The following is a 25,844-nucleotide window of genomic DNA, read 5'->3' as shown; positions in this document are numbered from 1 at the left end:
GTTGAGACACCTAATGACCCAAGACGACACCCCCTCGCTAGCCACGGCGTCTGACGCACTACCCGCCACTAGCGGGCCGCTGAAAACGGTTACCGTGGGCGGCACTACCTACACTTTGCTGGGTACGGCGCACGTGTCGGCACAAAGTGCTGACGATGTAAAAATGCTGGCTGACAGCGGGCTTTATGACGCCGTAGCAATTGAGCTGTGCGACGCCCGCCATCACAGCATGACGAACCCGGATGCCATGGGTGAGCAGGACCTTTTCCAGGTATTCAAGCAGGGCAAAGCGGGCATGGTCGCGGCAAGCCTGGCACTGGGCGCTTTTCAACAGCGCATCGCTGAGCAGTCCGGCATTGAGCCAGGGGCCGAGATGCGCGCCGCGCTTGAAGAGTGCCGTAACCGTAACCTGCCGCTTTTACTGGTTGACCGCGATGTCGGGATAACGCTTAAGCGCATCTACCGCAACGTGCCCTGGTGGCAACGCTTTTCACTCTTTTCAGGCCTGATTGGCAGCGTACTATCGCGCCAGGACGTATCCAAGGAAGAGATCGAAAAGCTAAAAGAAGGCGATATGCTGGAAGCCACGTTTAGCGAGTTTGCCGCTGAATCTGAAGCCCTTTACACCCCACTGATTCGCGAGCGCGACCGCTACATGGTGCTACGTCTTGCCGAACAGGCGCCACCTGGGCGCTTCAAGAACGTGTTAGTGGTGCTGGGCGCTGGCCACCTGAAAGGCACCGTTGAGCACCTGGAAGCACCATTACCCGAGAACCCAACGGTAGAGCGCGAAGCGTTGGAAGCTTCACCGCCGCCCTCCAAACTCTGGAAAGCCTTGCCTTGGCTGATTACCGCGCTGGTCATTACCGGCTTTGCCATTGGCTTCTCACGCAATACCGACTTGGGTTGGCAGTTGGTGCTGGAGTGGTTCTTGATCAACGGGATTCTGTCCGGCGGGGCGACCATTATTGCGCTTGCCCACCCGGTCACCGTTATTACCACTTTCTTTGCCGCCCCGCTTACCTCGCTTAATCCAACGATTGGGGCCGGTTTTGTCGCCGCCGGGGTGGAGCTTTACATGCGCAAGCCCAAGGTGCGCGACTTCGCCTCGCTACGTCAGGATGTCACCCACCTCAAAGGGTGGTGGAAAAACCGGGTGTCGCGCACGCTGCTGGTGTTTATCCTCGCCACGCTCGGCTCAGCCGTGGGCACTTGGGTCGCAGGCTTTCGAATTGCAGGTGCCTTGTTTGGTAGTGGTGCGGCGTGAGTACGCTTAAGCGTTCGCCCTGGCAGGCAGATGCCCTGCTGTTGCTGGTAACCATACTAGCGGCGGGCGGATGGATTTTCTCCAAGGAAGCGCTAGCCGGTATGCCGCCGCTGCTGTTTATCGGCACACGCTTTTTGCTGGCTGGGCTCATCCTGCTGGGCTTTGCCTGGCCCGCCTTAAGCGCTATGCCAGCACGGCGTATTCGGCGCGGTATTTTTGTGGGCTTTCTGTTTAGCGGCGCCATTGGCTTCTGGATCATGGGGCTTGCGACGTCAAATCACCTGGGCGAAAGTGCGTTTATCAATAGCCTGGGGATATTGCTGGTGCCTATCGTTGCCAAGCTGCTGTTTGGCGACAGACCACCACGCACCACCTGGATCGCCCTGCCCGTTGCCCTGCTGGGCTTCGCATTACTCTCCCTTAATGCTGGTTTCAAGGTAGAAACCAGCCAGCTTTTGATGGTCTGCGCAGCACTCTGCTTTGCGTTACTCATCAATATTAATACCCGCGTCGTGCGAAACGTAGCCGCCCTGCCGCTCACCACACTTCAGCTGTTATCCGTGGGCACCGTATTAACCCTGGTGTCCTTTATGTTTGAGCGCCAGCCCGTGGCGCTTAACACGTCTATTCTGGGCTGGTTTATGGCCAGTGTTCTATTGGCAAGCGCCCTGCGGTTTTTCCTGCAAATTACCGCCCAGGGAATGACCACGCCAAGCCACGCCTCGGTGGTATTGATGCTGGAAGCGGTATGGACCGCATTATTTGCCGCTTGGTGGTTTGGCGAAGTTATGGCGCCGCTACAGCTACTCGGCTGCGGGCTAATTTTTACCGCCCTGCTGATTAACCGCTGGTACTGGGTGCGCAAGATACTCCTGCGTTGGCTACCCGGCGCTGCCCGCTAGCGACTCTCTTCCAACTCTTCAAACTCTTCCTTTCGTGCTAACAGGCGTGTCATTGCCTCAGTGGGTTCTGCAATTTTCTTGTAGAACCGGCTGGCGGCGTAGCTATCGTTAAACACATCGAAGTAGTCATCCAGCACGGCCGCCGCGTTGTTGTCGCCTCCTTGGCGCAACAGCTCAATGGCCACTTCTGCCGTACATAAATGCGCTTTCGAGGCGGGCTTACGCAACCGGTAGCGGGTTTCTCGCTCGGTATGCAATGGCAATACCGGCAACGCATCCAGGTACGCACTCTTGCGAAACATGCGCCGCGCCTGCCGCCATGTACCATCCAGAATGATAAACACAGGAATACGCGACGCCTGTTTGGCGCTGTGTACGGCGTCCATTCCCACCACCCGGTCGGCATAATCGGGCTGGTCATCCGGGAAGATGACAAAGGGCACGTAGCGCGGGTCTGCCAAAAGCTCGGTTAACTGCGCATCCGGCACCGTTCGGTACCAAGTGAATACCTGCGTTTGCGCCAGAACGTCCCCTATCAACCGGCCCGTATTGGTCGGCTTATAGTGTTCCAGCGGATGCGTCAGCAGCCATACCTGGGCGTGGCTGTCGGCCTTCACCTGGTACGGACAAAGGCAATTTAGCGCGGGCAAATTGCAGCCCTCACAGCGTATGACAAAACTGCCCCGCGCCTTGAACTCACGCCGCGGTGGGCGAGGATGACCAGCGACAGAATCACATTCAGTTGAGGCAGGCATCCGCGCTCCAAAGGTAATCAACAGGATGAAAAAGGGCGCAGAGTATAAAGCAGTGCTTGATCGTTGACGAATCCATCACCACCGTAAACCTTTTAAATTTTCATAGTTGACATAACAAACGTTTCGTCGCTAGAGTCTCGTCAACTTTTTTATATAAAAATGGTTTACCAATGATCGCGACCGCTGCCCCACGCAATGACTGGACGCTTGAAGAAATCAACGCCCTGTTTGCCCTGCCGTTTAACGATTTGCTGTTCCAGGCTCAGCAGGTACACCGAGCGCATTTCGACCCTAACGCGGTCCAGGTATCAACCTTGCTGTCGATTAAAACCGGCGCCTGCCCCGAAGACTGTAAGTACTGCCCGCAATCGGGCCACTACACCACACAGCTTGAAAAAGAGAAGTTGTTGGAAATCGAAAAGGTGGTGGAACAGGCCCAGGCCGCTAAGCAAGCTGGCGCCAGCCGTTTCTGCATGGGCGCAGCCTGGCGCAGCCCCCGGGACAAGGACCTGCTCGTTGTCGAAGAGATGGTCCGTCGGGTAAAGGCGCTGGGGCTTGAAACCTGCATGACGTTGGGCATGGTCAACGACCAACAGGCTACCCGTTTGGCAACCGCCGGGCTTGATTACTACAACCACAACCTGGACACGTCCCCCGACTACTACGGCGAAATCATCACCACGCGCACCTACAGTGACCGCTTGGAAACCCTGGCGACTGTTCGTGAGGCGGGCATGAAGGTCTGCTCCGGCGGCATTTTGGGCATGGGGGAAGGTGCTCAGGATAGAAGCGCCTTGCTGCAACAACTGGCCAAACTCAGCCCGCACCCGGAATCGGTGCCGATTAACATGCTGGTCAAAGTGCCCGGCACGCCACTTGAGAACGTGGAAGACCTCGACCCGCTGGAGTTTATCCGCGCCATTGCCGTAGCGCGCATCACGATGCCCCAAAGCCATGTACGGCTTTCCGCCGGGCGCGAGCAGATGAGCGAATCCACCCAAGCGCTGGCGTTTCTGGCCGGTGCCAACTCCATCTTCTACGGCGACAAGCTGCTAACGACCAGCAACCCCCAGGCCACGCGAGACAGGGCCCTGTTTGCCAAGCTAGGCCTGCATCCAGAAACGCGCGAAACCTGTGAAAGCGAGGCCGCGCAAAGTGAGCGCTTGGCTCAGCAGCAGCTTAACCAGCGCGTCGCTGAGCTTGCGGTGGATGCCAGTGTCTGAGGCGTGGCATCAACGTCTAGCCAAGGCGCGGGCGGTTCGTCAGCACGCCCAGCAGTGGCGCACTCGCCGTACCCGACAGCCACACCTGGTGAACTTCGCAGACAATGATTATCTTGGCCTGGCAACCGACCCTCGCGTTCAGGCAGCCCAAGCCGAAGGCGCTCGCCGATTTGGCGCCGGGGCTGGCGCATCGCATCTGGTGAACGGCCACCACGCGATTCACGATGCCCTGGAAGACGCCCTGGCAGTCTGGACAGGCCGCGAGCGAGCCGTGCTGTTCTCCACCGGCTATATGGCAAACCTGGGCGTGCTACAGGCGCTAGCCGATACCCACACGGCCATTTTTCACGACCGGCTCAATCACGCCTCACTGCTGGATGGAAGCGCGCTGAGCGGCGCCCGCTCACAGCGCTACCACCATAACGATAGTGACGACTTGAGCCGCCTGCTGGCGCGCAGCCGCTGTACCCACAAGCTGGTAGTGAGCGACGGTGTCTTCAGCATGGATGGCGATGTGGCCGATATTGAAGCGCTGGTGCGGGTAAGCCAACAGCATGCTGCCTGGCTAATGATTGATGATGCCCACGGCCTTGGCGTTATAGGCAATAACGGCAGCGGCTGTGTGGGCACACGCTGGGGAAGTGACCAGGTGCCGATTCTGGTCGGGACACTGGGCAAAGCGCTGGGCACTGCCGGTGCGTTTGTTGCAGGCGATGCACAGTTGATCGACCATCTGACCCAGTTCGCCAGAAGCTATATCTATACCACCGCACAACCGCCCGGCGTTAGCGCCGCGACGCTGGAAGCGCTTGCGATTGTCCAGCGCGAGCCCGAGCACCGCCTGCGCCTTGCGCGTCATATAGACTACTTTCGTGAAGGGGCTCTACGGCTGAACCTGCCGCTGGGTGAATCGCGCACGCCCATTCAACCGCTGTATCTGGGAGGCGAGTCGCGCGTGCTGCAGTGGGCCGAAAAGCTGTATCAAGCGGGAATTGACGTTGGCGCAATTCGTCCACCCACCGTGCCCAGGGATGAGTCTCGCCTGCGCATTACGCTCAGCGCTCGCCATTCGCGTAGTGATATCGACCGGCTTCTCGAAACGCTGGCGGCCTGCCACTTGGAGGCATTATGACGCGCCTGGTACTGCTTTCAGGCTGGGGAATTGACCGGCGCATCTGGCGGCCGCTGCACCCTTACTGGCCCACCAACGTCGAGGTTGCCGCCGTTGATTGGCCTGGTTACGGCGAGGTTCCTGCACTGCCTGCCAACGCTTCCCTGAGTGAGCTTGCCACGGCCATGGCAAGCCGTCTGCCCAGCGATGCGGTTTGGGTCGGATGGTCGCTGGGCGGCCTGCTGGCGACGGCGCTGCTTGACTATCTTCCTGCGCCACAGGGGCTACTACTGCTAGGAGCAGGTGCCAGGTTCTGCACGCCGGATAGCGCGATGTCAGCAGCGCTTGCCGACTTCCAGGCCATCTTTGCCCACCGTGGCGATGCCGCGTGGCGTCACTTTCTGCGCTGGCAGGCTCAAGGAGAGCCCGCTCCGTATCAGGTTCACGCACAGCTGCGTGCCCTGCTTGGCAGTACGCCCCCGGCAGACCGCACCACGCTTTCTGCAGGCCTTCACTGGCTGGCCACGCTGGATAATCGTCGACGCCTAAACACGTCGCCGTGCCCGGTGGTTCATCTCGTGGGCGAGCATGACCCGCTGATCAGCGCTATTGAGTGCCAGCGGACGCTAACACTTGAACGCGGCGGCCACTGCCCAATGCTCTCGCAACCAGCGCGTTTGGCGTCACTGCTCGCCGCTCAAGCCACTGCGCTATCTGCCAGGGAAATGGCATGAGTTCGATCCCCCCTCAGTTACGGCGGCCCAGCGCCGACTGGCAGGCCCGAGTGGCGCACGCTTTCTCCCGGGCAGCACCGCAATACGATGCACTGGCCAGCGCCCAACGCCATATCGGTGAAACGCTATGGAACGACTTGCCATCTGAGGCTAGCCATATACTCGACCTGGGCTGCGGTACTGGCTATTGGTCGCAGCGACTAGCCGAACGCTACCCCCATGGACACGTCACGGGGCTGGACATTGCGCCGGGCATGCTGGAGCACGCTCGCTCGCGCCACGGCGACCACATTGCCTGGCAGCCAGGCAGTGCCGAGTCGTTGCCCATCCCTTGCTACCTATTCGACCTGGTGTTTTCCAACCTGGCCATTCAGTGGTGTCGCGACACTCTGGCCGTTATGCAGTCGCTGTATCGAGTGCTGGCGCCAGGCGGCCTGGCGTACATCAGTACGCTATTACCCGGCACGTTGGCCGAAGTGGCTTTCGCCTGGCAGCGCTCAAGCGCGCTGTTAACGACGCCCTCCTACCGCCTGGTTAACGGTGCTATTCACAAAAGCGGCCTGCGCTGCACTCACCAAGCGACCCGCGTGGAAACCTTCTTTTATCCTGACATCAAGGCCGTTATGGCTTCCATCAAGGGGGTTGGCGCACAAGTGGCCAGGCCCAACGCCATGCTCACCCGGGCGGACCTGGCAGCGGCTGCCACGCGCTTTGAGCAGCTTCGTAAGCGCCAAGGGCTTCCGATCAGCTATCACTGCCTGAACCTGCAGCTGGAGAAACCCCGATGAAGCGCTTTTTTGTTACCGGCACCGACACCGATGCGGGAAAAACGCTGGTCGGAAGCGCGCTTCTTTATGCCGCCCGATGCCAGCAGTTGAGCACCTTAGGGCTTAAACCCATCGCCTCTGGCAGTTCACTAACGACGAAAGGGCTGCGCAATGGCGATGCGCTGGCACTGCAGCAGCAGTGTGAACCGCCGGTTGACTACGCCACGGTTAACCCAATGGCCTTTGAGCCTGCGATAGCACCTCACCTGGCCGCACAGGAGGCAGGCCAGATGCTAAGCGTGTCTGAGGTTGCCCACTGCCTGCGCGACACCCTTGGCCAGATGCCGAGGGCGTTCGCTCTGATTGAGGGTGCGGGCGGCTGGCGCGTGCCGATCAACGAACAGGAGGATTTTGCCGACATCGCCATCGCGCTGAGGCTGCCGGTGATCCTGGTGGTTGGTTTAAAGCTCGGCTGCCTGAACCATGCCCGCTTAGCGGCCGATGCCATTCGCGCCGACGGTCTGACGCTTGCAGGCTGGGCAGGCAGCGTGATTGACCCCGCCTTTGCGGCGGATACTACCCGTTTCACGGCCAACATGGCCCACCTTAACGCCAGGCTGGCAGCGCCCTGCCTGGGCATTGTGCCGCATTTGACAACGCCCGATGCGGCCACCGCCCACCGCTATCTCTCGTTGGAGGCATTATGAACTCGCCAGTCTGGCACCCCTACGCACACCTTAAAACCCAACCGCCCGCCCCCAGGGTGGTCGGCGGTAGCGGCGCCTATTTTGAGTTGGAAAGCGGCGAGCGCCTGCTGGATGCTACCTGCTCCTGGTGGTGCATGATTCACGGTTACGGCCATCCGCGCCTGGTGGCGGCTATTCGCGAGCAGGCGGAAACACTCTGCCATGTGATGCTCGGCGGGCTCACCCATGACCCCGCCGACCAGTTGGCGCGTGAGCTGGTGCGCGTCACGCCCGACGGGCTTAATCACGTCTTCTACTCTGACAGCGGCTCGGTAGGCATGGAGGTGGCGATGAAAATGGCGCTGCAGTACCACGTGCTTACCGGGCAACCGAAAAAGCGCAAAATGCTCTCGCTAATGAAGGCCTATCACGGAGATACCACGGGCTGCATGGCCGTGTGCGACCCAGAAGAAGGCATGCACAGCCTGTTTTCAAGCCTGCTGCCCCAGCACCATTTTGCGCCTGCGCCAACCGCTCCTTTTAACGCAACGCAAGCGCAGGTAGCCGCCGATTTAGATGCGCTAGGCGAGGTGCTTGAGCGTCACCATCAGGACATTGCTGCTCTGCTGATGGAGCCGCTGCTGCAGGCTGCAGGTGGGCTGAACATGACCTCCCCGGATTATTTGCGCGGCGCCCGAGCCCTGTGTGACGCATTTAACGTGGTGCTGATCTTTGATGAAGTTGCCACGGGGTTTGGCCGCACCGGCAAACTATTTGCCGCCGATCACGCCAACGTTACCCCGGATATCATGGTGCTTTCCAAAGGGCTAACTGGCGGCTATTTGGGCCACGCCGCCACGCTTGCGACCGACCGCATTCACGACGCTTTTATCGGTGACAGCGCACAGCACGCTTTTATGCATGGCCCAACGTTTATGGGCAATCCCTTGGCGTGCCGGGTAGCACTGGAAAGCCTGGCGGTATTTGAAGAGGAAAACTATCCTGGAAAAATAGCGCTCTTAAACCGGTTACTGTGCCGCGCCTTACTGGAGGATCAAGCGCTCATGGCGCACCCAGAGGTTGCCGATGTGCGCATACTGGGTGCCACGGCCGTTATTGAAGCGCACTCGGAAGCAGCGTTAACAGGCGTTGCCACGTTTGCCCGTGCGCAGGGTGTTTGGCTACGCCCGATTGGGCGCTGGCTATATACCATGCCCGCCTATATTACCTCTGAGCAGCAGATAACCCACATTACTGATGTCATGAAGGCCTGGTTTCTGAAATCGTCACCCCGCTTGTCAGGCTAAAGCGTTAAGGCAGTGTTAGCGCACCTTCTCTTTTCCAGCGCTCTACCAGCGCGGGCACGCCTTCCCCGGCAGTGGCATTAATCGCCAGTACACCGGGTGGGCTTAAGGCATCCGCATCCGGGTCAACCAGTGCGCAGGGCGTGTCGTAGTCGATATACGAGAGCAGCGAGGCGGCGGGCATCACCGCAAGCGAGGTTCCGACGACCAGCAGAAAATCCGCTTGGCTGGCTAGTTCGCAGGCCTCTTCAAACAGCGGCACGGCCTCGCCAAACCAGACCACGTCAGGGCGCAGCTGGCTGCCCTTATCGCACATATCACCCAACGCAATACCGCCTTTAACGAGCGGATAGCGCATGCGCTCATCCGCGCTGGAGCGGGCATTTAAAATTTCGCCATGCAAATGGATCACATCGCTGGAACCTGCCCGCTCATGTAGATCATCAATATTTTGAGTGATAACGGTGACCTTGAACCCCGCCTGTTCCAGGCTTGCCAGCGCCCTGTGCGCGGCATTGGGTTGGGCACTGCGAATCTGCTCTCGGCGCTGATCATAAAACGTCAGTACGCGTTGGGGATCGCGCTGCCAGCCTTGCGGCGTTGCCACCTCTTCAACCGGGTGGTCTTCCCATAAGCCATCGCTTGCGCGGAATGTCTTGATACCACTTTCGGCGCTGATCCCCGAGCCGGTAAATACCACCAGATGGCGCGCTGTCGTCATGATTACCTCGCTGCTTTACCGCGGTTACTGTTCAGCGTCTACAAAGCGCTGCTCGTTCCCATAAGGGTACACGTCAATGATACGGCCATCGACAATGGCCTGCTGCAGGCCCTGCCAGTAGCTAACCTCAAACAGCTCCGGGTGAAGCTGTTTAAACACCCGCAGCCGCTCCGGGTTGGCAAACATGAACGGGCCAAACTCCTCGGGAAAGATATCGTTCGGGCCAATGGAGAAGCTTTCATTTCCACCGCTTAGGTAATCGTCACCACTTGAGGCCGGGATAGCGCGAAAGTGGCACTCAGTGAGGTAACACACCTCATCGTAGTCGTAAAAAATCACCCGCCCCTGGCGCGTAACGCCAAAGTTTTTGAGCAGCATATCGCCTGGGAAAATATTGGCGGCGGCCATCTGCTTTATGGCATCGCCATAGTCCTTGAGCACCGCTAACTGCGCCTCATCGTCACACTGCTCCAGATAGATATTCAGCGGCGTCATCATGCGCTCGGTATAGCAGTGTTTGATGACGACTTTCTTGCCTTTCAGCGACACGGTAGAGGGGGCAACTTCCAACAGGTGAGCCAAGCATTCCGGGTCGAAATGATCGTTATGCACGGTGAAGTTAGAAAATTCCTGAGTATCGGCCATGCGGCCTACCCGGTCGTGGCGCTTCACCAAATGATACTTTTCGCGCACGATATCAGGTGTCACGTCCTTGGCAGGGTCAAAGGTGTCTTTAATGATCTTGAATACCGTACGCGCACTCGGCAGTACAAACACGGCCATCACCATCCCACGCACGCCGGGGGCGATAATAAACACGTCCTCGCGCTTGGCGACCTGCTGATTAAGCGCGCGAAAGAACTCAGTTTTACCATGTTTAAAAAAACCAATGGCCGCGTAAAGCTCACCGGCTGGCTTATGGGGCATTAAGCGCTGCAGGTAACCCACACACTCATTCGGCACCGCGACATCCACTTGAAAATACGCCCGGCTGAACGAGAAAATAATGGCTACATCGTCAGGCGTAATCAGTACGGTATCCAGATGAAGCCGGGGGACGCCCTCAGTGTTCTGCTCGGCATACTCCTGGTGGCGTACTGGCAAGACCAGTGGTACTTGTTCCCCGCCGCCGGTGATTCGCCCCACCAGGTATGCCCCTTTATTGCGGTAAAAAACGCTGTGGAGCAGCTCTATAGCGGCGTCCTTTGCCTGCCATATAGTGTCTGGCAACGTTTTGTTTAATAGTGCGGCACCCAAGCGAGTATCTCGTGCCATATCGGCAAACGGATTGTGCAAGGCAGCGCCTTCCAGTGCCCAGCGCAGAGCCGCCTGCCAATCCCCATCAATTGAACGACGTCGGCACAACTCAATGCCTGAATGCTGCGCCGCCTTCTTTCGTGAGCTGATCACAAACATCCACTCATTGCGAATATGGCGATGCTTGAAAATGGCGCAAAAGAGCGAGTTAAAAAAGGTTTCGGCCAGTTCAACATCCCGCCGCGGACGAATTAGCTCGGCATAGTGGCTACGCGCTTCACGCCAGACCTCGCAATGGGCTAATAACTCATTTGAAAACGTACGCTGGAGACGTTCAACCGCGTCATCCACCTGCTGCTGATAGAGATTAATCCGCGCAATGGACGCTTGCTGGCTCTCCCGCCAGGCACCTTCTTGAAAGCGGCGCTGAGCATCCAGGGTGATCGCTTTAAAGCGGGTTCGGTACGCTTCAAAGCCATGCAAAATGATCGCGGCCAAGCGATAGGCAGGCGTGGTGTTCACAAGCGGGACTCTTGTCGCTTTTTGATCAGCCTATAGGATGAAACGCCATGAAGCCATTCAGCAAAGGCGCTTTATTGAGTGAGTGGACAGCCTCGTCACGTCGTGCGGCATAAGCGCTAATCAGCGACCAAAAAGTTTTTCGTTGCGCCCGGAGCGGCTGCGTCGCCTTCAAGTACTCTATCTTCAAGTACCTTGTCTTCAAATACGCCGTCTTCACTGCGATCTTTTAATTTTACGCCCGATATTTCCAGCTCACGGGCTTCTTTAAGCAGTAAAAATAGCCGCCGGGCCGCCTCCGCCATGTTCAGGCCCGCTGGGCGCACGTTGGAAATGCAGTTGCGCCGGTCATCCTTAAGCCCCGGCTCGGGCGCCCAGGTCATGTAAAGCCCGAGGCTATCCGGCGAGCTCAGCCCGGGCCGCTCACCGATCATCACCAGTACCGCATCGGCATTGAGCAGCGCGCCAATTTCATCACCAATCGCCACCCGGCCCTGCTCGACGATAGCGAGCGGCGCTAACTGCCACTCAGCGTTGTCCTGCTCAAACTGCTGATACAGCGCCTGTAAAAATGGCTGGCTGTTCTGCTGGACCGCCAGAGCGGAAAGCCCATCGACGATCACCACAGCCAGATCGGCGCGTGATGGCGACGTTTGGGCATTTTGTAAGCGCTCCCGCGAATCATCATTCAACCGGCGGCCAACATCGGGGCGCTGGAGATACATGGCGCGGTCCTCCACTTGGCTGTGCAAGCGAAGCGGCTCATGTTCAAGCGCAAAGGCTTCTTGCAACTGCTGAGCCAGCGCCTCGACATCCAGCGGGGCATGCACCGCATCCTGCGCCTGAGCGTGGGCCAATTGAAACTCCAGCAGCTTACCGGTAGGCAGGCTGACGCCCGCCCGGCCCAAGCCAATACGCGCATCGGTAAATGCACGCAGCCGTTCCCAAGGGTTCTCTACAACAATAGGCGTTGGCTTAAACGTCATGGCGCGGCTCCCTGGGCAAGTGGCGCAGGCTGTTAGCGAACGCGGCGGGCACCTGGTCGTTTAGCGTGTGTGTTTTCACATCGTTGAAAATCTGCATCTCACCAAGCCAGCGCTCAAACTCCGGCGCGGCTTTTAGCCCAAGCACGCGGCGGGCATAGAGCGCGTCGTGAAACGAGGTGGTCTGATAATTGAGCATAATGTCGTCAGACCCCGGTATGCCCATCACGAAATTGCAGCCCGCTACGCCCAACAGGGTCAGCAGGTTGTCCATATCATTCTGGTCGGCTTCAGCATGGTTGGTGTAGCAAACATCACAGCCCATGGGCACGCCCAAAAGCTTGCCGCAGAAATGGTCCTCAAGCCCGGCCCGGGTGATCTCTTTACCATCGAACAAGTACTCGGGGCCGATAAACCCCACCACCGTATTGACCAACAGCGGGCTGAATTTACGCGCCACTGCATAGGCACGCGCCTCGCAGGTTTGCTGGTCCAGGCCGTGGTGAGCATCTGCAGAGAGCGAACTGCCCTGGCCGGTTTCAAAGTACATGACGTTGCGCCCCACCGTGCCCCGATTAAGCAACTGGGCAGCCGCTTCGGCTTCGGCCAGCGTGCTTAAATCAAACCCGAAGCTGCGGTTGGTGGCTTCAGTGCCGCCTATCGACTGAAACACCAGGTCCACCGGGGCGCCCTGCTCAATGGCTTCCAACGTATTGGTCACATGGGTAAGCACACAGGACTGGGTGGGAATCTGGTATTTCTGAATCACGTCATCCATTAAGCGCATCAGCTTAACGCTTTGAGCCACGTTATCGGTGGCCGGATTAACCCCGATGACCGCGTCGCCGCTACCATAAAGCAGGCCGTCCAGAATACTCGCCGCAATGCCGGTGACATCGTCCGTCGGGTGGTTGGGCTGTAGCCGGGTAGAAAGCCGACCTGGCAGGCCGATGGTATTACGAAAAGCCGTGGTAACTCGGCACTTTCTGCCCACCAGAATCAGATCCTGATTGCGCATCAGTTTGCTGACCGCCGCGGCCATTTCCGGCGTAATACCAGCGCGAACGGCGGTGAGCACTTCTGAGGTTGCCTGATCCGAGAGCAGCCAGTTACGAAAATCCCCTACCGTTAAATGCCGAAGGGGCGCAAAGGCCTCGGCGTCATGCTCATCGATAATCAGCCGGGTGATTTCATCGTCTTCGTAGGGGATCAGTGCGTCGTTCAAGAAAGTAGTCAACGGCAGTTCCGCCAACACCATCTGTGCCACCACACGCTCCTCAGCGCTTTCGGCGATCACACCCGCTAAACGATCGCCCGAGCGCGCGGGGGTCGCTTTGGCCATCAGTTCGGTCAGGCTTTTAAAGCGGTAGTGGCGGCTACCTACCGTCGTTTGAAAGGTCTGGGCCATGGTGTTTACCTGCCGCGCGTTGGATGTTCTGAATTCACCATAGCGCTTTTGAGATCGTTACGCCCAATGCATTCCCCCCTTCTTCCGCCTTCAAGGTAATAACTAACTGCTCCAAACAGCGTGCCTTAAACGCCAAATGGGCTGCGCAGCTACTGCGTCTACTCAATACAAGCGCTGAAATTTTTCCTGGCTGAATTAATGCACGCTTTCTAATCGCCTTCATATTGTTATATTATCACATAACATAAACCATTTAGAGGTGTGCTAGTAATGACTGCGTTTTCTCCCCTGCCCGTTACCGTGCTGTCGGGCTTTCTGGGTGCTGGTAAAACCACCGTGCTCAATCATATCCTCACCAACCGTGAAGGCCTTCGCGTGGCGGTGATTGTGAACGATATGAGCGAGGTGAACATTGACGCCGCGCTGGTGCGCGGTGGCCCGGGCGAATCAACGCTTGAGAGCGAAGTAGCGCTTAATCGCTCAGAAGAACGCCTTGTCGAGATGAGCAATGGGTGCATTTGCTGCACGCTGCGCGAAGACCTGCTTATCGAGGTCAACCAGTTGGCAAAGGAAGGAAAATTCGATTATCTGGTTATTGAGTCGACCGGCATCTCCGAACCCTTGCCAGTGGCTGAAACGTTTACCTTTGAGGATGAGGACGGCCAAAGCCTTTCCCATATCGCCCGGTTGGATACGCTGGTAACGGTCGTTGATGGTGCCAACTTTCTTGCCCAATACCGTGAAGCGCAAAGCCTGGCGGAAGCAGGAGAAAGTCTCGGCGAAGAGGATGAACGTAACGTTGCCGACCTGCTGGTGGATCAGATCGAGTTCTGCGATGTATTGCTGATTAGTAAAACGGATTTAATTAGCGAAAAAGAACTGGAGGCACTAAAAGCCATTTTGCACTCCCTCAACCCCGATGCCGAACTGGTCCCTATTCGCCAAGGCGGCGTGCCGCTTAATAAAGTGCTAAATACTGGCAGGTTTGACTTTGAACGCGCTCAGCAGGCGCCGGGCTGGTTAAAAGAGATGCGTGGCGAGCACATACCCGAAACCGAAGAGTACGGCATCGGAAGCTTTGCTTATCACGCCCGTCGCCCATTTCACCCGGCCAAATTTCACGACCTGCTGCATTCCGAGTGGTTTGGCGAGGGTTTATTGCGCTCGAAAGGTTTTTTCTGGCTGGCCACTCGCCCTCAGTGGGCCGGGCAGTGGAGCCAGGCAGGCGGCATCGCCCATCATGGCATGGCCGGTATGTTCTGGAAGGCGGTTCCTGAAGAGCGCTGGCCAACTGACCCCGAGTACCGCCAATTCATCACCGAGAAGTGGGAAGAGCCGTTTGGGGATATGCGCCAGGAGCTGGTGTTTATCGGCCAAGGGCTGGATAAAGCCCGCATGCGTGACGCACTGGATGCCTGCTTGCTCAACGAAGGCGAACTACTGGAAGGCATGGAGATGTGGAAAACGCTGCCTGACCCCTTCCCCGCGTGGGAATAAATCTGCTTGCAAGCGCCAAGGCCTCAGGTATCGACCTGAGACCTTTTCTATTGTGCTTGTTATCAGCGTTTTTACACGCTTCGGGGCTTTCTGGAAGCCGCCCAGCGCAGCGCATCAATGATCGCAATAATGATTAAGCTGCCGCCCAATACCGGTAAGGCGAACCCTAAAAGCGCCAGGATAGCGAGCAGGCCCAACTGAGCGGGCAAGCTCAGCATGGTAAACAGCGCGGCCATGGTCTGCGCCTGGTTCACCGTGGTGCTTTTAACGCGCTGCCACCACATCCGATAACCCCAGACAATAAGAAACACCAGGGCGGCGGCAAATAGCGCCAGCACCAGTTGGTTAGGCAGGCCGAACAGTACGCCCATATGTAAATCGATGCCCCAGCGCGTTAGCTTTGCCGCCAAGGGAAACGTTGAAAAATCCGTTTGTTCAAGAATGTGCATATCGCTTGGGTTCAGCGCGACCTGGTCTACCTGGGTAGGCCAGCGCCGGTCAATTTCTGATACGCGCCACGCTCGGCCTTCGCTGGCAGGCGGTTCTAGCTGGATTTGGTCTGCCAGTAGCCCTGAACGCCTCGCTGCCGCAAGCGCCTGGTCGAACCCTTCCGTGCTTACAAAATCCCCAGCTTCGGGGGCGCTGCTCACACCATGGTCGGCATGCATGTCGTGATGGGCATGGGAATCATGGCTCATTGCATCCCCTAGCGCGGGAAGCACGGTCGATACACTTGGCGTACCCCAGCCCCACGCCTGTCTTAATTCGCCAATATTGCCACCGGCCCATTGCGACCAGGTAAGTCCCGTGGCTGAGAAAAACAGCAGCCCGACGAGCGCAAAAACACCTACGGTTGCGTGCAAGCGCCTTGCCGCCATACGCGGGCCTGGGCTTTTAAGCGTTTTACGTCGCGCTAACCAAAGCACCAGGCCCAGCAGCGCAATGATCCATAACCATGACGCCGCTAGTTCGCTGTACAAACGCCCTATATCACCTAACAGCAAACCACGGTGAAACTGATCAAGCGCCGTGCGAAACGGCAATATGCCGCTGGTGCCGTACACCGTCATGTCGCCTTTTACGTCAAGCGTTGCCGGGTCTATAAAAATAGCCCGATGCTCGGAGGGTCCAAGCGCTGGATCAGCAAATATAACACGCGTGGTACTGTGCGCATCCGGTGCGGGGCGAACCGCGGCGGGTAGCGTGTCCTGGCCTATCACCCACTGCGCCGTTTCAATTTGCCGTGCCAGCGGCTGCGGTGCATCTTGGGTACTTACTGTTAAGGCATCACGGTAAAGCCACGATTCCACCGAAGGTGTTAAAACGTAGACAATACCGCTTAAGGCGGCCACCAGGATAAAGGGACCTACCAAAAGCCCCACATAAAAGTGCATTCGCATTAATAGCGCAAAGAGAATTTTTCCATTTCGCCGGGGCAGCATTGGATCGTTTTTTTTGAGGACATACTTATCATTTCCCAAGAGATATTAAACAACGTGCTTTATCGACATGACGTATATGCAAAGGATTATTAATCTTTAAAAAAGCTAACGATTAAAACGCTACAAACATCTTCTTAAATCATTCATATAAAGAGTGCGACCATAGGACGCATAAGGCTTAGCTATTTAAGGAATCTACCGTTAACGGATAATTTTATGGTTACACAGTACCGGGCTGGTACAATCACGCTTCTTGTTAACCCCGTGAGGGCTGAATTTGATGCCGCTGTCTCGCTCAGCACGCTTACCCTACTATCGCGTTACGTTAGCGATGGCGTGGGTAGCCATGTGTCTGTTATTTGCGGGGCCGCTCATTTCTCAGTTCCAGGCCAGTCATCACGACCATGGCCACCATGCTCACAGCCAGCTCCATAACCACAGCAACAGTCATAACCACAATGCGGATGCTGAGCATCATCACTCGACGGATGAACACGCCGAACACCCTGTAGCGTATCCCCCACCCGATACGGCTACTGGCCGCGCGCTTTCCAGCACGTTGTCAGACTGGCACAACCAGTGTGGCTACTGTGAGCTGTGGCAACACAGTCCGTCGCTCTCTATTGCGTTACCCGCCCTTGCCCACGAAGCCTTCGTTGCGTTGGGTGGCGCATTTCTTACGTTCCAGACCGGTGCGTTCATTCAGTATAACTATCCACATGCGTTAACTCGCGGGCCGCCTTCTTTTATCGTCGAGCATTTAAAAACATCTACGCGAACAGTGTTAATAGTAACGCGTAAAAGCAAAAAAGAAATAGGGTTGTTAGGCTTTTTAAAAGCATAACAAGGCCCGGATTTAGTTCGCCTTAATATTTAAAAAAATACGACAAATATCTTTTAAGCTCATCCCTTAACAACAAGACAGCTCGACACTTACTGCTATACGTTAAAATTATTAATAGCTTTGCTACTCTTTTTAATCAGCATCCAGTTAACTCATTTGTATCATCATCACACTTGAGCCAGCACATCCAAGAAGGTGCTCAGGAACGCAAAAACGGGGTGCCATTAGGCACCCCGGTGGCGATTTTTCTGAAAGCGGTATTACTCAAGGGATAATGCGTTCTGCGCGCAGGCGGGTGAACAGATCAAAAAACGCACCACGGGTTTCGCGGAAGTGGTCAAAGCCGAAATCGCGTGACTTGGTCACATCGTTAACGCACTCAAGCTCACGACCAAGGTCGGCATCGGAGTGCCACCAGGAAGCTAGCCTGGTCACATCGGCTTCAACAAGGTCATGCTTTTCAGCAATGTCAGCCCAGATTGGCGCGCTATCGGCCATTTGTGTTTCCAGCGGCAGCGGCGTTTCCGGGCAATCGGCCACCTCCAGTTCGAAGAACTCGCCTATTTCACGCCACATCCGACGCCAGCGGAAAACGTCACCGTTAACAGTGTTGAATGCTTCGTTGTGTACACCCGGAGTGGTGGCCGCCCACTCTAACTGACGCGCCAGTACAAGTGCATCGGTTAGGTCGGTCAGTGAATTCCACTGCACCTGCGAACCTGGGAAGGTAAACGGCTTGCCGGTTGCTTTGCAGATAGACGCGTAAACCGCCAGCGTCACGCCCATGTTCATGGCGTTACCCAGAGCATAGCCGATCACGGTATGCGGGCGGTGCACGTTCCAGTTGAAGCCGTCACGTTCGGCGGCGGCGAACAGGGTGTCTTCAAGGGCGTAGTAGAAGTTATCACCCGGTACGCGCGGCGCAGATTCGCGAAATGGCGTTTCAGTCTTGCCGCTGCCGTAGCTCTCAAAAGATCCCAGGTACTGCTTGGTGCCGGTTACCAGCGAGACATGCTTGATTTTCGCGCCCTGCAAGGCATCCAACAGGTTCTGCATCATCGCGCCGTTGGCCTCGACATTGGCCTTTTCGCTATCGCGCTTGATCCAGGTGCAGTAGAACACGTGCGTGATGGGTAAATCGGCCAGAGCTTTCTCGGTCGCTTCGCGATCCAGCAGATCAACGGCAACAGGGATAACACCGGTCTGGGTAGTGGCGCGGCGTGATAAACCATAAACAGTCCAGCCGCTGGCATTAAGATAGCTTGCCAGGTTACCGCCAATGATTCCTGTCGCGCCTACGACAAGCGCGTTGCCTTTACGCATTATTGACTCCTTATCCAAATGAGATAACTCGCATCAATCCAGCGAGTGTTGACAAAGTGAGTTCTAAAATCGACGAACGCTGGGCTCGTATCGGTTGAGGCTTATTCTGGACAGCAGCCAAAGTTGCTACAATTGGAAAAACCGCAAATCTTTATTGCTGTAGGCGCAACTCAATGGATCTCAATGCATTACGTGTTTTCGAGCGTGTTGCCGCGACCGGCAGCTTTACCGCCACGGCTCGTCATTTTCATCGAGCTGTGTCGTCTATCTCGCGCCAAATTGCGTCCCTGGAAGAATCGTTGGGTCAGCAACTGCTCTATCGGCACACGCGGGCAGTGACGCTGACCGAAGCCGGTGAGCGCTACTATCAAGACGTGCGAGGCATCCTTGAACAGCTCGACCTGGCGACCGAAGCGCTGACAGCACCAAATGCCGAGCCTTCCGGAGTGCTGCGCTTAAACGCGCCGGTCGCCTTTGGTCAGCGTCAAATCATGCCTATTCTGCATCGCTTTCAGCAGCGCTACCCGGCGGTCAACGTCGAGTTAATGCTGACCGATCAACTCACTGACCCGGTACGCGAGGGCATCGATATCACCTTTCGCGTAGGTGAGCTTGCTGACACTACACTGGTGGCACGACGCTTGGCCCCGATGAATTACGTGGTGGCCGCCGCGCCGAGCTATTTACACAATGCAGGCACGCCGAATACGCCTGATGACCTGGCTCAGCACAGTTGCCTACTTTACCAGGGTGAAATGGGTCGCCAGCGCTGGTACTTCCACCACCCCGAACAGCACCAACCGCTGACCTGCAAGGTGGATGGCCCGCTTTGTAGCAATGATGCCGAAAGCCTGGTACAAGCAGCGCTCATGGGGCACGGGCTTGTCATGTTCCCCACTTGGCTAATCGCCGATGAGTTGGCCTCGGGAAAACTGCTACCCGTGCTTGAAGCGTGGCGCTGCGAGGTGGCCCCCGGCAGGCGCGATATTCATGTACTGTACGCACAGCGTCGCCTGCATACGCGAAAGGTAAGCGCCTTTTTGGATCATCTGTTTGAAATGGTGGGTCCAGCTCCCGCGTGGGATAACTGGCGCGAAAGACGCCTGCCCGATGAACGTACTTAGTGGCAACACTTAGCGAACGTACGTAGCGAAAGTACGTATCGAAAGTACTTTGCGAATGCACGTAGCGTTGAACCAAGCGATTTTTACACTTTTTTGATGAATAGCTAATTTAGTCATTTATCTATATAACTACGCCCACTCTCTTATACGAGTCCCCTTTGATGTTTCACTTCATCGTTGCCATACCCTGCCTGATGGTTATTGCCCGTTTCCTGGCACCGCTGCGTTGGCCGTTATGGGTCAAGATTGCCCTTAGCGCGTTACTGCTGCTCGTGTCACAGCACCACCTGCTGACGTTTTTGGCCTTTGGCAGCATGTTCTCCCCCGAGGTACCCAGAAGTATGGTGCTGATGATCAACTGGCTGTTCGGCACCGTTCTTTTCCTGGCGGCGTTACAACTCATCGTTGATGCGGTAACACTTCTTTTAATGGCAGCAAAAAGGCGGCGACTCAAAATCCCTGCCTCGTTACGTTATGCGATCGGGATAATCGCGCTGGCAATCGCAGCCTTTGGGGTCAACCAGGCAGTACGCGTACCGCCCATGAAGGAGGTTGAAGTAGCCATTACTGGGCTGCCCACGCAGTTTGACGGATATCAAATAATTCATTTAACCGACCTGCATATCAGCCGGTTATTTGAGGCGCCATGGGTTAAAGCGGTGGTCACCAAAACCAACGCCTTGGCGCCTGATTTAATCGTAATTACCGGCGACCTGATCGACGGCGACCTTGAAACCCGACGGATGGATGTAGCACCGCTTCAAGCGCTTTCGGCGCCGGATGGCGTTTATGCAAGCCCCGGCAACCATGAATATTACTTTGGGTACGAGCAGTGGATGGCGCATTACCAGTCACTTGGTATGCAGACGCTGGCCAATCAACATGCTGTGATCACACGAGACGGTGCCCACCTGGTACTTGCTGGCATCACCGATTTAAGGGCGCCGCGCACCGGCTGGCCTGCGCCGGATGTAGACGAGGCAATCGCTGGTGCTCCCGCTAGCGCGCCGATTATCCTGCTTGACCACCAGCCTTTTGATGCCACCAGGGCAGCTGCCGCCGGGGTTGATGTGCAGCTTTCCGGCCACACCCACGGCGGCATGATTTGGGGGTTTGATCGTATTGTGGCCTTGGCCAATAACGGTTTTGTCTCGGGCTTTTACGATGTTGACGGAATGACGCTTTACGTCAATAACGGCACCGGGCTCTGGCCTGGCTTTGCACTGCGCTTAGGCAAGCCTTCAGAGCTCACCCGTATTACGCTGCGTCAGGGGTAAGCGCCAAGGGTAAGACACCGCTCGGCCCACTGCCGTACTTCAGGGTAGGCGCGCTGTTCAAATACACCAAAGCCATCAAGGCTTCGCGCCTTGAGCGGTGTAAACACCGGCATACTCAGGCCGCACAAAAAATGGGCTAGCCGCTGGCTGTTAGGAGGCTGGCCTGTTTGCGCCGTATGGCGCTCGATAAAGGGCACGGCGTAACGGCTGAAATCGGCGTCTGTCAGTGCCGGTAAAGACGGCGCGGCGGGCAACTGAACGCGATGCCCATAGCAGACCGAGCAGTGCCCGCACCAGCTGTCGTCGCTTGCGCTTAACGTGGTGTCGCCAAAGTGCTCGGTTAAACGCCGAGTCAGGCATGTATCGGACTCAAAGAGCGCCAGCATGGCCTGCAGTCGCTCAATCTCGCTTTGCTCGCGCACTAAGCACTCGTCATATAGCTGGTTCGCCAGCCTCTCAAGGCTGAATGCCGGCTGACGGACGTCATACACGTCGGTCATTCGTTTGCCTTCCAGCGTTAGCCAGCCTTTGTCCTGAAAGTACTCAAGAGCGGTGATTACACGGGCGCGGGAGGCATCAATCTGCTGCGCCTGCCCAGCCGCATGTAGCCGTTCAAAATCCACGCTCCCCCAAGTGCGGGCGATGGGGATGTTGTCGACCAGCAGGCGGACAAAGGTCGCCCGTTCGTCTTGAAAGCGCGCGACCAGCGCCTCTGGTTCAGTGTGATAACGCAGCCGGTACTCCGCCAGAAAGGCAAAGCGCGGTGCAATAATGCCGTGCATTTCCAGCCGTACCAGCAGGGTTTTCAATGGCAGCAGGCGAATATTGGTATCGCGCGACAACACATTGAGCAGCACTTCCCATTGCCGCTCGGGCGTGGCACCGGCAGCGGCGATCTCTTCAAGCAAGCGCACAATGCCCACATATTCCGGCGTATCGCCATACACAAAGTTTTCCAGCACACGCAGGCCATCGCGCCCTGCCATGGTCAGGCAAGTGGAAGGTAAGCCATCGCGCCCTGCCCGGCCGATCTCCTGGCTATAGTTCTCGATGGATTTGGGCAGGTCAAAGTGCACGACGTTGCGAATATTGCCTTTATCGATGCCCATGCCAAACGCAATAGTAGCCACGATGCACGGCGACTCCCCGCTCATAAACTGGCGCTGAATCTCGTCTCGTCGCGATGAATCCAGCCCCGCGTGATACGCCTGAGCGTTGATTCCCTGGGCAGCCAAGGCGCTGGCTACCTGTTCAGCAGTTTGCTGCAAGGTGACATAAATGATGCTGGGCGCTTCATTGCCCGGCTGCATTTGGGGTTTTAGCCAATCAATCAGATGCTGCTGGCGGTTACCTGCCACTGGGTGCACCAGTAATTCAAGGTTGGGCCGATAGAAGCCGGTGGTAATCACATTGTTTGGATCAATGGAAAACTTCTCACCCATGTCGGCGATCACCGCAGGCGTGGCCGTGGCGGTCAGCAGCAACACTTGAGGGATTGCGAACTCGTGCTGGTACTCGGGTAACTTGAGATAGTCCGGGCGAAAGTTATGCCCCCATTCAGACAAGCAGTGGGCTTCATCGACCACTAACAGCGAAATATTCACCTGGCGTAGAAAATTCCGGAAACGCTCGTTCTTGAGCCGCTCCACCGACACCATGAGAATCTTCAACTCGCCGCTTCTGGCGCGCTCCATCACATCACGCACGGTGTCGCGGTCCTGGGTAGAATCAATAGTGGCCGCCGCCACGCCATGCCGGGTTAAAAAGGCCAGCTGGTCCTGCATCAGCGCTAAAAGCGGTGACACCACTAACGTTAAATGGGGTAGATGCAGCGCAGGCAACTGATAACACAGTGACTTCCCCGCACCGGTGGCGAAGATAGCCGCCGTGGAGTGGCCCTTTAACACCCGGGAGACCACGGCCTGCTGGCCGCCGCGAAAGTCATCAAAACCGAATACGTCTTTCAGCGTTTGTTGCGGCGTCGGTGAGGACATATAGCTTCCTGATGGTAACGTACTGGAATATGCGGCGATTTTTCAGCCTGAATTAGCCATCTGACCTGCTCAAAAAGTGCACTAAAATGCCTTTTCAAGCGCAAAGCGCGGTTGGGTCTGGCCCTCTTTATTTACTGTCTCCATAAACATTTCAAGCGGGCGCACCCACAGCCCGTACTCCCCATAAAGGGCGCGGTAGATCACCAGTGGCTCTTCGGTTTCACTGTGGTGGGCAGTGCCAACCACTTCATAAAGTGCGCCTTTATAGTGGCGGTAAATACCGGGAACGGGGGCGGTCATTGGCTTTCCTTCTGAGTGGCTGGCTGGTTGGCTTTTTTAGCCAGGCGTTCGAGCACTTTGGAGGCTGCGACAAAGCCGAACGTGCCGGTGACGAACGTGGCGGCGCCAAAACCCGAGGCGCAGTCCAGCCGGGTGGCGTCACCGCTGCCGGGCTTTTGCAGGCACACTTCACCGTCGCTACCGGGATACACCAGCTGCTCGTCGGAGTAGACACACTCGACCGAGAAGCGCCGCTTGGGGTTGCGCGAGAAGTTGTAATCCCGGCGCAGACGCGAGCGCACTTTGGATAACAGCGGGTCGTGCTCGGTACGGGTTAAGTCGGCCACTTGAATACGTGTGGGGTCGGTTTGCCCGCCGGCGGCACCGGTCACGGTAATCGGGATTTTACGCCGCTTGCACCAGGCAATCAGCGCGGCCTTGGCGATAACGCTGTCGATGGCATCCACTACATGGTCGGCGTCCTCGGGAATGCGCTCGGCCAGGTTCGTGGGCGTGACAAATGCCGTGTCAGCGACGATGTCGATGTCAGGCGCAATCAGGCGACAGCGTTCCGCCAGCACGTCCACTTTTGGTTTACCGATAGTGCCATCCAACGCGTGCAGTTGACGGTTGACGTTGGAGACACACACATCGTCCAGGTCGATCAAGGTAAGCTTACCGATACCTGAGCGCGCCAGCGCCTCCACTGTCCAGCTACCTACGCCACCTACGCCCACCACCACCACATGCGCATGGCGAAACGCGGTAGCCGCACGCTGCCCGTAAAGGCGCCGAATACCGCCAAAACGGAATTCATAGTCGTTAGAAACATGGTCGTTAGAAGCCGTGCCAGCAGAGGCTGGCTCAGCACTTGCCGGGGTAACCGGTGGAAGTGAAGGCGTAGTAGACATGGCAAGCTCTTTTTAAAGCGTTTGAAGGGCAGAGGGCGGTGTCAGCGGCGGTGTCCGCACGCTGTCCAACGGCAGGTGGCCTGCCCAGCCTAAATGATGGAACAAGGCGGTCATGGTGTCATCTAGGGCACAGGTTAGCGCAACCCGTTTAGCCAGCACGGGGTGATCAAAGGCTAAATGCGTAGCCGCCAACAACAAGCGTGGCGCATTCAGTTGGTCGGCAAAAAAGCGATTGTGGACGCTTTTACCGTGCTTGGCATCACCAATGATGGGGTAACCGCGCCGGGATAAATGGCGGCGAATTTGATGGCGGCGCCCGGTAAGCGGGCGCGCCTCCATAAGCGAATAACGGGCTACTGGGTAGCGGTCGACCTGAACGGGAAGCTCAACACTGTCCAGGCGGCGTATATCGGTCATGGCGGGCATCGCAGGCATTTCTGCTTTAGGCCGCGAGCCATCCTCTTCACGTAGCGGATAGTCCAGACGCGCCTCATCAGGTGCTTTGCCACGCACCACCGCCAGGTAGCGCTTTTCGACCTGGCGTTCACTAAACGCTTCGCTTAAAAGCCCGGCGACAGTCGAGGAGAGGGCAAACACAATAACGCCCGACGTCGGCCGGTCCAGCCGGTGCACAGGATAAACGCGTTTGCCTATCTGATCACGCAGCTGCTGCAACAAAAACTGCGTTTCACCCCGTGCCAGCGCCGAGCGGTGTACTAAAAGCCCGGCGGGCTTATGCACGGCGACAAGGTGCTCATCCTGATAGAGGATTCTAAGCGGCAACATAGCACTTCCTGGGTAAAAACGAGGCGCTATTGTCGCGGCTGAGCAGGCTGATGTCATCCGTAACGTTAGGTTAAAGCTAGCCAACCAGCGTTGGCAACATGGGGACTCGGCAACTACCTTGTAAAGGCACCCCTTCGGGGGCTTCCACGGAACAGGAAAGGAGAACGAACTATGCGTTATTCAGCTCCGCTCACCGGTATCGCCGCAGCCCTGCTACTGGCCACTACCGCTAGTGCTCAAACCAATGAGAGCGAATCGCTTGAAGTGAATATGCACGAGGTAACGTCCGAAGGTGTAAACGATGCGCTCGGTACCGTGACGATTGAAAGCTCCGAACTCGGAGGTGTGTTATTGACGCCCTCCATCACCGGTCTAGAGCCAGGTATTTATGGTTTCCACCTGCACCAGAACCCCAGCTGCGAACCGGCCGAAAACGATGACGGCGAAATGACCGCTGCCCAGGCCGCCGGCGGCCACTACGACCCGGACAATACCGATACTCATCAGGGTCCTTATGGCGAAGGCCACTTGGGTGACCTGCCGGTACTGACCGTCAACGACGATGGGGAAGCGAACCTGCCCGTGCTGGCACCTCGGCTGAGCATGGACGACATAACAGACCGCGCCCTGATTATTCATGAGGGCGGCGACACGTATGAAGACGAGCCACACTTGGGTGGCGGTGGTGCGCGCATGCTCTGCGGTGTGACACCTTCATAACGCGCTTACG

Annotated in this window: 24 protein-coding genes; 13 read left to right on the top strand and 11 right to left on the bottom strand. The window is 57.0% G+C overall.

Going from position 1 to position 25,844, the window contains the following annotated elements; all coding sequences use genetic code 11:
* The first annotated feature begins 13 nt into the window (after positions 1-13).
* Both FKN99_RS14785 and FKN99_RS14780 read left to right on the top strand, forming a co-directional pair.
* Entirely contained in the window at positions 14-1,267 is a 1,254-nt protein-coding gene (locus FKN99_RS14785; protein WP_172118598.1) for a TraB/GumN family protein, read from the top strand.
* Positions 1,264-2,169, top strand: a complete 906-nt coding sequence (locus FKN99_RS14780; RefSeq protein ID WP_087106509.1) for a DMT family transporter — start codon at positions 1,264-1,266, stop codon at positions 2,167-2,169. The genes FKN99_RS14785 and FKN99_RS14780 overlap by 4 nt, the downstream gene beginning before the upstream one ends.
* On the opposite strand, the gene FKN99_RS14775 is transcribed toward FKN99_RS14780, so the two are convergent.
* Positions 2,166-2,924, bottom strand: a complete 759-nt coding sequence (locus FKN99_RS14775) for a tRNA-uridine aminocarboxypropyltransferase (protein WP_172118597.1) — start codon at positions 2,922-2,924, stop codon at positions 2,166-2,168. The genes FKN99_RS14780 and FKN99_RS14775 overlap by 4 nt on opposite strands.
* A gap of 170 nt (positions 2,925-3,094) precedes the next feature.
* Here FKN99_RS14775 and bioB point away from each other — a divergent pair, with 170 nt between their 5' ends.
* Genes bioB through bioA form a run of 6 tightly spaced genes read left to right on the top strand, consistent with a single transcriptional unit; the run spans position 3,095 to position 8,752 of the window.
* Positions 3,095-4,147 carry a biotin synthase BioB gene (gene bioB, locus FKN99_RS14770; RefSeq protein ID WP_172118596.1) on the top strand — a complete coding sequence of 351 codons (1,053 nt, stop codon included), beginning with the start codon at positions 3,095-3,097 and terminating at the stop codon, positions 4,145-4,147.
* Positions 4,134-5,279 (top strand): 8-amino-7-oxononanoate synthase, encoded by a 1,146-nt coding sequence (gene bioF / locus FKN99_RS14765; protein WP_172118595.1) that lies wholly within the window; start codon positions 4,134-4,136, stop codon positions 5,277-5,279. Before bioB ends, bioF begins: the two co-directional genes overlap by 14 nt.
* Entirely contained in the window at positions 5,276-5,992 is a 717-nt protein-coding gene (locus tag FKN99_RS14760) for an alpha/beta fold hydrolase (RefSeq protein WP_172118594.1), read from the top strand. Before bioF ends, FKN99_RS14760 begins: the two co-directional genes overlap by 4 nt.
* The gene (locus FKN99_RS14755; RefSeq protein WP_172118593.1) at positions 5,989-6,780 is read left to right on the top strand and encodes a methyltransferase domain-containing protein; all 792 of its coding nucleotides are present in this window, start codon (positions 5,989-5,991) and stop codon (positions 6,778-6,780) included. The genes FKN99_RS14760 and FKN99_RS14755 overlap by 4 nt, the downstream gene beginning before the upstream one ends.
* Positions 6,777-7,466, top strand: coding sequence for a dethiobiotin synthase (gene bioD / locus FKN99_RS14750; RefSeq protein ID WP_172118592.1), 690 nt, complete (start codon positions 6,777-6,779; stop codon positions 7,464-7,466). The genes FKN99_RS14755 and bioD overlap by 4 nt, the downstream gene beginning before the upstream one ends.
* Entirely contained in the window at positions 7,463-8,752 is a 1,290-nt protein-coding gene (bioA, locus tag FKN99_RS14745; protein ID WP_172118591.1) for an adenosylmethionine--8-amino-7-oxononanoate transaminase, read from the top strand. The genes bioD and bioA overlap by 4 nt, the downstream gene beginning before the upstream one ends.
* 4 nt (positions 8,753-8,756) lie before the next feature.
* On the opposite strand, the gene FKN99_RS14740 is transcribed toward bioA, so the two are convergent.
* From FKN99_RS14740 to FKN99_RS14725, 4 genes are all read right to left on the bottom strand, one after another.
* Positions 8,757-9,470 carry an SIR2 family NAD-dependent protein deacylase gene (locus FKN99_RS14740; RefSeq protein ID WP_172118590.1) on the bottom strand — a complete coding sequence of 238 codons (714 nt, stop codon included), beginning with the start codon at positions 9,468-9,470 and terminating at the stop codon, positions 8,757-8,759.
* A 24-nt stretch (positions 9,471-9,494) separates the two neighbouring features.
* A complete protein-coding gene (gene aceK / locus FKN99_RS14735) occupies positions 9,495-11,249 on the bottom strand; it encodes a bifunctional isocitrate dehydrogenase kinase/phosphatase (protein WP_172118589.1) in 1,755 nt (584 codons plus the stop codon).
* Positions 11,250-11,365: 116 nt separating this feature from the next.
* Complete coding sequence (gene eutC / locus FKN99_RS14730; protein ID WP_172118588.1) at positions 11,366-12,232, bottom strand: ethanolamine ammonia-lyase subunit EutC; 867 nt, start codon at positions 12,230-12,232, stop codon at positions 11,366-11,368.
* On the bottom strand, positions 12,222-13,637 hold the full coding sequence (locus tag FKN99_RS14725; RefSeq protein WP_172118587.1) for an ethanolamine ammonia-lyase subunit EutB: 1,416 nt from the start codon (positions 13,635-13,637) through the stop codon (positions 12,222-12,224). Before FKN99_RS14725 ends, eutC begins: the two co-directional genes overlap by 11 nt.
* Before the next feature lie 270 nt (positions 13,638-13,907).
* Between FKN99_RS14725 and zigA the strand changes: the two genes are divergently transcribed.
* Positions 13,908-15,134: a zinc metallochaperone GTPase ZigA gene (gene zigA / locus FKN99_RS14720; protein ID WP_172118586.1), complete on the top strand. Its 1,227-nt coding sequence runs from the start codon at positions 13,908-13,910 to the stop codon at positions 15,132-15,134.
* 71 nt (positions 15,135-15,205) lie between these two features.
* Here the strand turns inward: zigA and FKN99_RS14715 are convergent, their stop codons facing one another.
* Positions 15,206-16,534: a PepSY-associated TM helix domain-containing protein gene (locus FKN99_RS14715; RefSeq protein WP_172118585.1), complete on the bottom strand. Its 1,329-nt coding sequence runs from the start codon at positions 16,532-16,534 to the stop codon at positions 15,206-15,208.
* Positions 16,535-16,856: 322 nt separating this feature from the next.
* On the opposite strand from FKN99_RS14715, the gene FKN99_RS14710 reads away from it, so the two are divergent.
* The gene (locus FKN99_RS14710) at positions 16,857-17,420 is read left to right on the top strand and encodes a DUF2946 domain-containing protein (RefSeq protein WP_172118584.1); all 564 of its coding nucleotides are present in this window, start codon (positions 16,857-16,859) and stop codon (positions 17,418-17,420) included.
* Between the two features lie 264 nt (positions 17,421-17,684).
* Here the strand turns inward: FKN99_RS14710 and FKN99_RS14705 are convergent, their stop codons facing one another.
* Positions 17,685-18,743 (bottom strand): SDR family oxidoreductase, encoded by a 1,059-nt coding sequence (locus tag FKN99_RS14705; RefSeq protein ID WP_172118583.1) that lies wholly within the window; start codon positions 18,741-18,743, stop codon positions 17,685-17,687.
* 173 nt (positions 18,744-18,916) lie between these two features.
* Here FKN99_RS14705 and FKN99_RS14700 point away from each other — a divergent pair, with 173 nt between their 5' ends.
* The gene (locus FKN99_RS14700) at positions 18,917-19,867 is read left to right on the top strand and encodes a LysR family transcriptional regulator (protein ID WP_172118582.1); all 951 of its coding nucleotides are present in this window, start codon (positions 18,917-18,919) and stop codon (positions 19,865-19,867) included.
* 161 nt (positions 19,868-20,028) lie between these two features.
* Positions 20,029-21,144, top strand: coding sequence for a metallophosphoesterase (locus FKN99_RS14695; RefSeq protein ID WP_172118581.1), 1,116 nt, complete (start codon positions 20,029-20,031; stop codon positions 21,142-21,144).
* On the opposite strand, the gene FKN99_RS14690 is transcribed toward FKN99_RS14695, so the two are convergent.
* The 4 genes from FKN99_RS14690 to FKN99_RS14675 all read right to left on the bottom strand — a co-directional run bounded on the left by FKN99_RS14690 (position 21,135) and on the right by FKN99_RS14675 (position 25,114).
* Positions 21,135-23,138: a RecQ family ATP-dependent DNA helicase gene (locus tag FKN99_RS14690; RefSeq protein WP_172118580.1), complete on the bottom strand. Its 2,004-nt coding sequence runs from the start codon at positions 23,136-23,138 to the stop codon at positions 21,135-21,137. The two genes, FKN99_RS14695 and FKN99_RS14690, sit on opposite strands and share 10 nt — an antisense overlap.
* An 81-nt stretch (positions 23,139-23,219) precedes the next feature.
* Positions 23,220-23,438: a DUF1653 domain-containing protein gene (locus tag FKN99_RS14685; RefSeq protein ID WP_172118579.1), complete on the bottom strand. Its 219-nt coding sequence runs from the start codon at positions 23,436-23,438 to the stop codon at positions 23,220-23,222.
* Positions 23,435-24,328, bottom strand: coding sequence for a tRNA cyclic N6-threonylcarbamoyladenosine(37) synthase TcdA (gene tcdA, locus FKN99_RS14680; RefSeq protein ID WP_172118578.1), 894 nt, complete (start codon positions 24,326-24,328; stop codon positions 23,435-23,437). The genes FKN99_RS14685 and tcdA overlap by 4 nt, the downstream gene beginning before the upstream one ends.
* A 12-nt stretch (positions 24,329-24,340) precedes the next feature.
* On the bottom strand, positions 24,341-25,114 hold the full coding sequence (locus FKN99_RS14675; RefSeq protein WP_172118577.1) for a pseudouridine synthase: 774 nt from the start codon (positions 25,112-25,114) through the stop codon (positions 24,341-24,343).
* A 171-nt stretch (positions 25,115-25,285) separates the two neighbouring features.
* Here FKN99_RS14675 and sodC point away from each other — a divergent pair, with 171 nt between their 5' ends.
* A complete protein-coding gene (sodC, locus tag FKN99_RS14670) occupies positions 25,286-25,834 on the top strand; it encodes a superoxide dismutase family protein (protein WP_172118576.1) in 549 nt (182 codons plus the stop codon).
* Positions 25,835-25,844 lie beyond the last annotated feature (10 nt).

Source organism: Halomonas hibernica (assembly GCF_013183775.1).
Classification (GTDB): Bacteria; Pseudomonadota; Gammaproteobacteria; order Pseudomonadales; family Halomonadaceae; genus Vreelandella; species Vreelandella citrativorans.
Note: the sequence above shows the minus strand (reverse complement) of the source record. Positions and strands in the feature narration are given on the sequence as shown.

Bases quoted from the DNA above. Each gene is read 5' to 3' on its own strand.
- FKN99_RS14715 (WP_172118585.1), bottom strand. From the start codon at position 16,534: ATGCGAATGCACTTTTATGTGGGGCTTTTGGTAGGTCCCTTTATCCTG.
- FKN99_RS14695 (WP_172118581.1), top strand. From the start codon at position 20,029: ATGTTTCACTTCATCGTTGCCATACCCTGCCTGATGGTTATTGCCCGT.
- FKN99_RS14775 (WP_172118597.1), bottom strand. From the start codon at position 2,924: ATGCCTGCCTCAACTGAATGTGATTCTGTCGCTGGTCATCCTCGCCCA.
- FKN99_RS14700 (WP_172118582.1), top strand. From the start codon at position 18,917: ATGGATCTCAATGCATTACGTGTTTTCGAGCGTGTTGCCGCGACCGGC.
- zigA (WP_172118586.1), top strand. From the start codon at position 13,908: ATGACTGCGTTTTCTCCCCTGCCCGTTACCGTGCTGTCGGGCTTTCTG.
- FKN99_RS14710 (WP_172118584.1), top strand. From the start codon at position 16,857: ATGCCGCTGTCTCGCTCAGCACGCTTACCCTACTATCGCGTTACGTTA.
- FKN99_RS14685 (WP_172118579.1), bottom strand. From the start codon at position 23,438: ATGACCGCCCCCGTTCCCGGTATTTACCGCCACTATAAAGGCGCACTT.
- FKN99_RS14690 (WP_172118580.1), bottom strand. From the start codon at position 23,138: ATGTCCTCACCGACGCCGCAACAAACGCTGAAAGACGTATTCGGTTTT.
- FKN99_RS14705 (WP_172118583.1), bottom strand. From the start codon at position 18,743: ATGCGTAAAGGCAACGCGCTTGTCGTAGGCGCGACAGGAATCATTGGC.
- FKN99_RS14760 (WP_172118594.1), top strand. From the start codon at position 5,276: ATGACGCGCCTGGTACTGCTTTCAGGCTGGGGAATTGACCGGCGCATC.
- FKN99_RS14785 (WP_172118598.1), top strand. From the start codon at position 14: ATGACCCAAGACGACACCCCCTCGCTAGCCACGGCGTCTGACGCACTA.
- eutC (WP_172118588.1), bottom strand. From the start codon at position 12,232: ATGACGTTTAAGCCAACGCCTATTGTTGTAGAGAACCCTTGGGAACGG.
- bioA (WP_172118591.1), top strand. From the start codon at position 7,463: ATGAACTCGCCAGTCTGGCACCCCTACGCACACCTTAAAACCCAACCG.
- bioD (WP_172118592.1), top strand. From the start codon at position 6,777: ATGAAGCGCTTTTTTGTTACCGGCACCGACACCGATGCGGGAAAAACG.
- FKN99_RS14725 (WP_172118587.1), bottom strand. From the start codon at position 13,637: ATGGCCCAGACCTTTCAAACGACGGTAGGTAGCCGCCACTACCGCTTT.
- tcdA (WP_172118578.1), bottom strand. From the start codon at position 24,328: ATGTCTACTACGCCTTCACTTCCACCGGTTACCCCGGCAAGTGCTGAG.
- FKN99_RS14755 (WP_172118593.1), top strand. From the start codon at position 5,989: ATGAGTTCGATCCCCCCTCAGTTACGGCGGCCCAGCGCCGACTGGCAG.
- sodC (WP_172118576.1), top strand. From the start codon at position 25,286: ATGCGTTATTCAGCTCCGCTCACCGGTATCGCCGCAGCCCTGCTACTG.
- bioF (WP_172118595.1), top strand. From the start codon at position 4,134: ATGCCAGTGTCTGAGGCGTGGCATCAACGTCTAGCCAAGGCGCGGGCG.
- FKN99_RS14675 (WP_172118577.1), bottom strand. From the start codon at position 25,114: ATGTTGCCGCTTAGAATCCTCTATCAGGATGAGCACCTTGTCGCCGTG.
- bioB (WP_172118596.1), top strand. From the start codon at position 3,095: ATGATCGCGACCGCTGCCCCACGCAATGACTGGACGCTTGAAGAAATC.
- FKN99_RS14740 (WP_172118590.1), bottom strand. From the start codon at position 9,470: ATGACGACAGCGCGCCATCTGGTGGTATTTACCGGCTCGGGGATCAGC.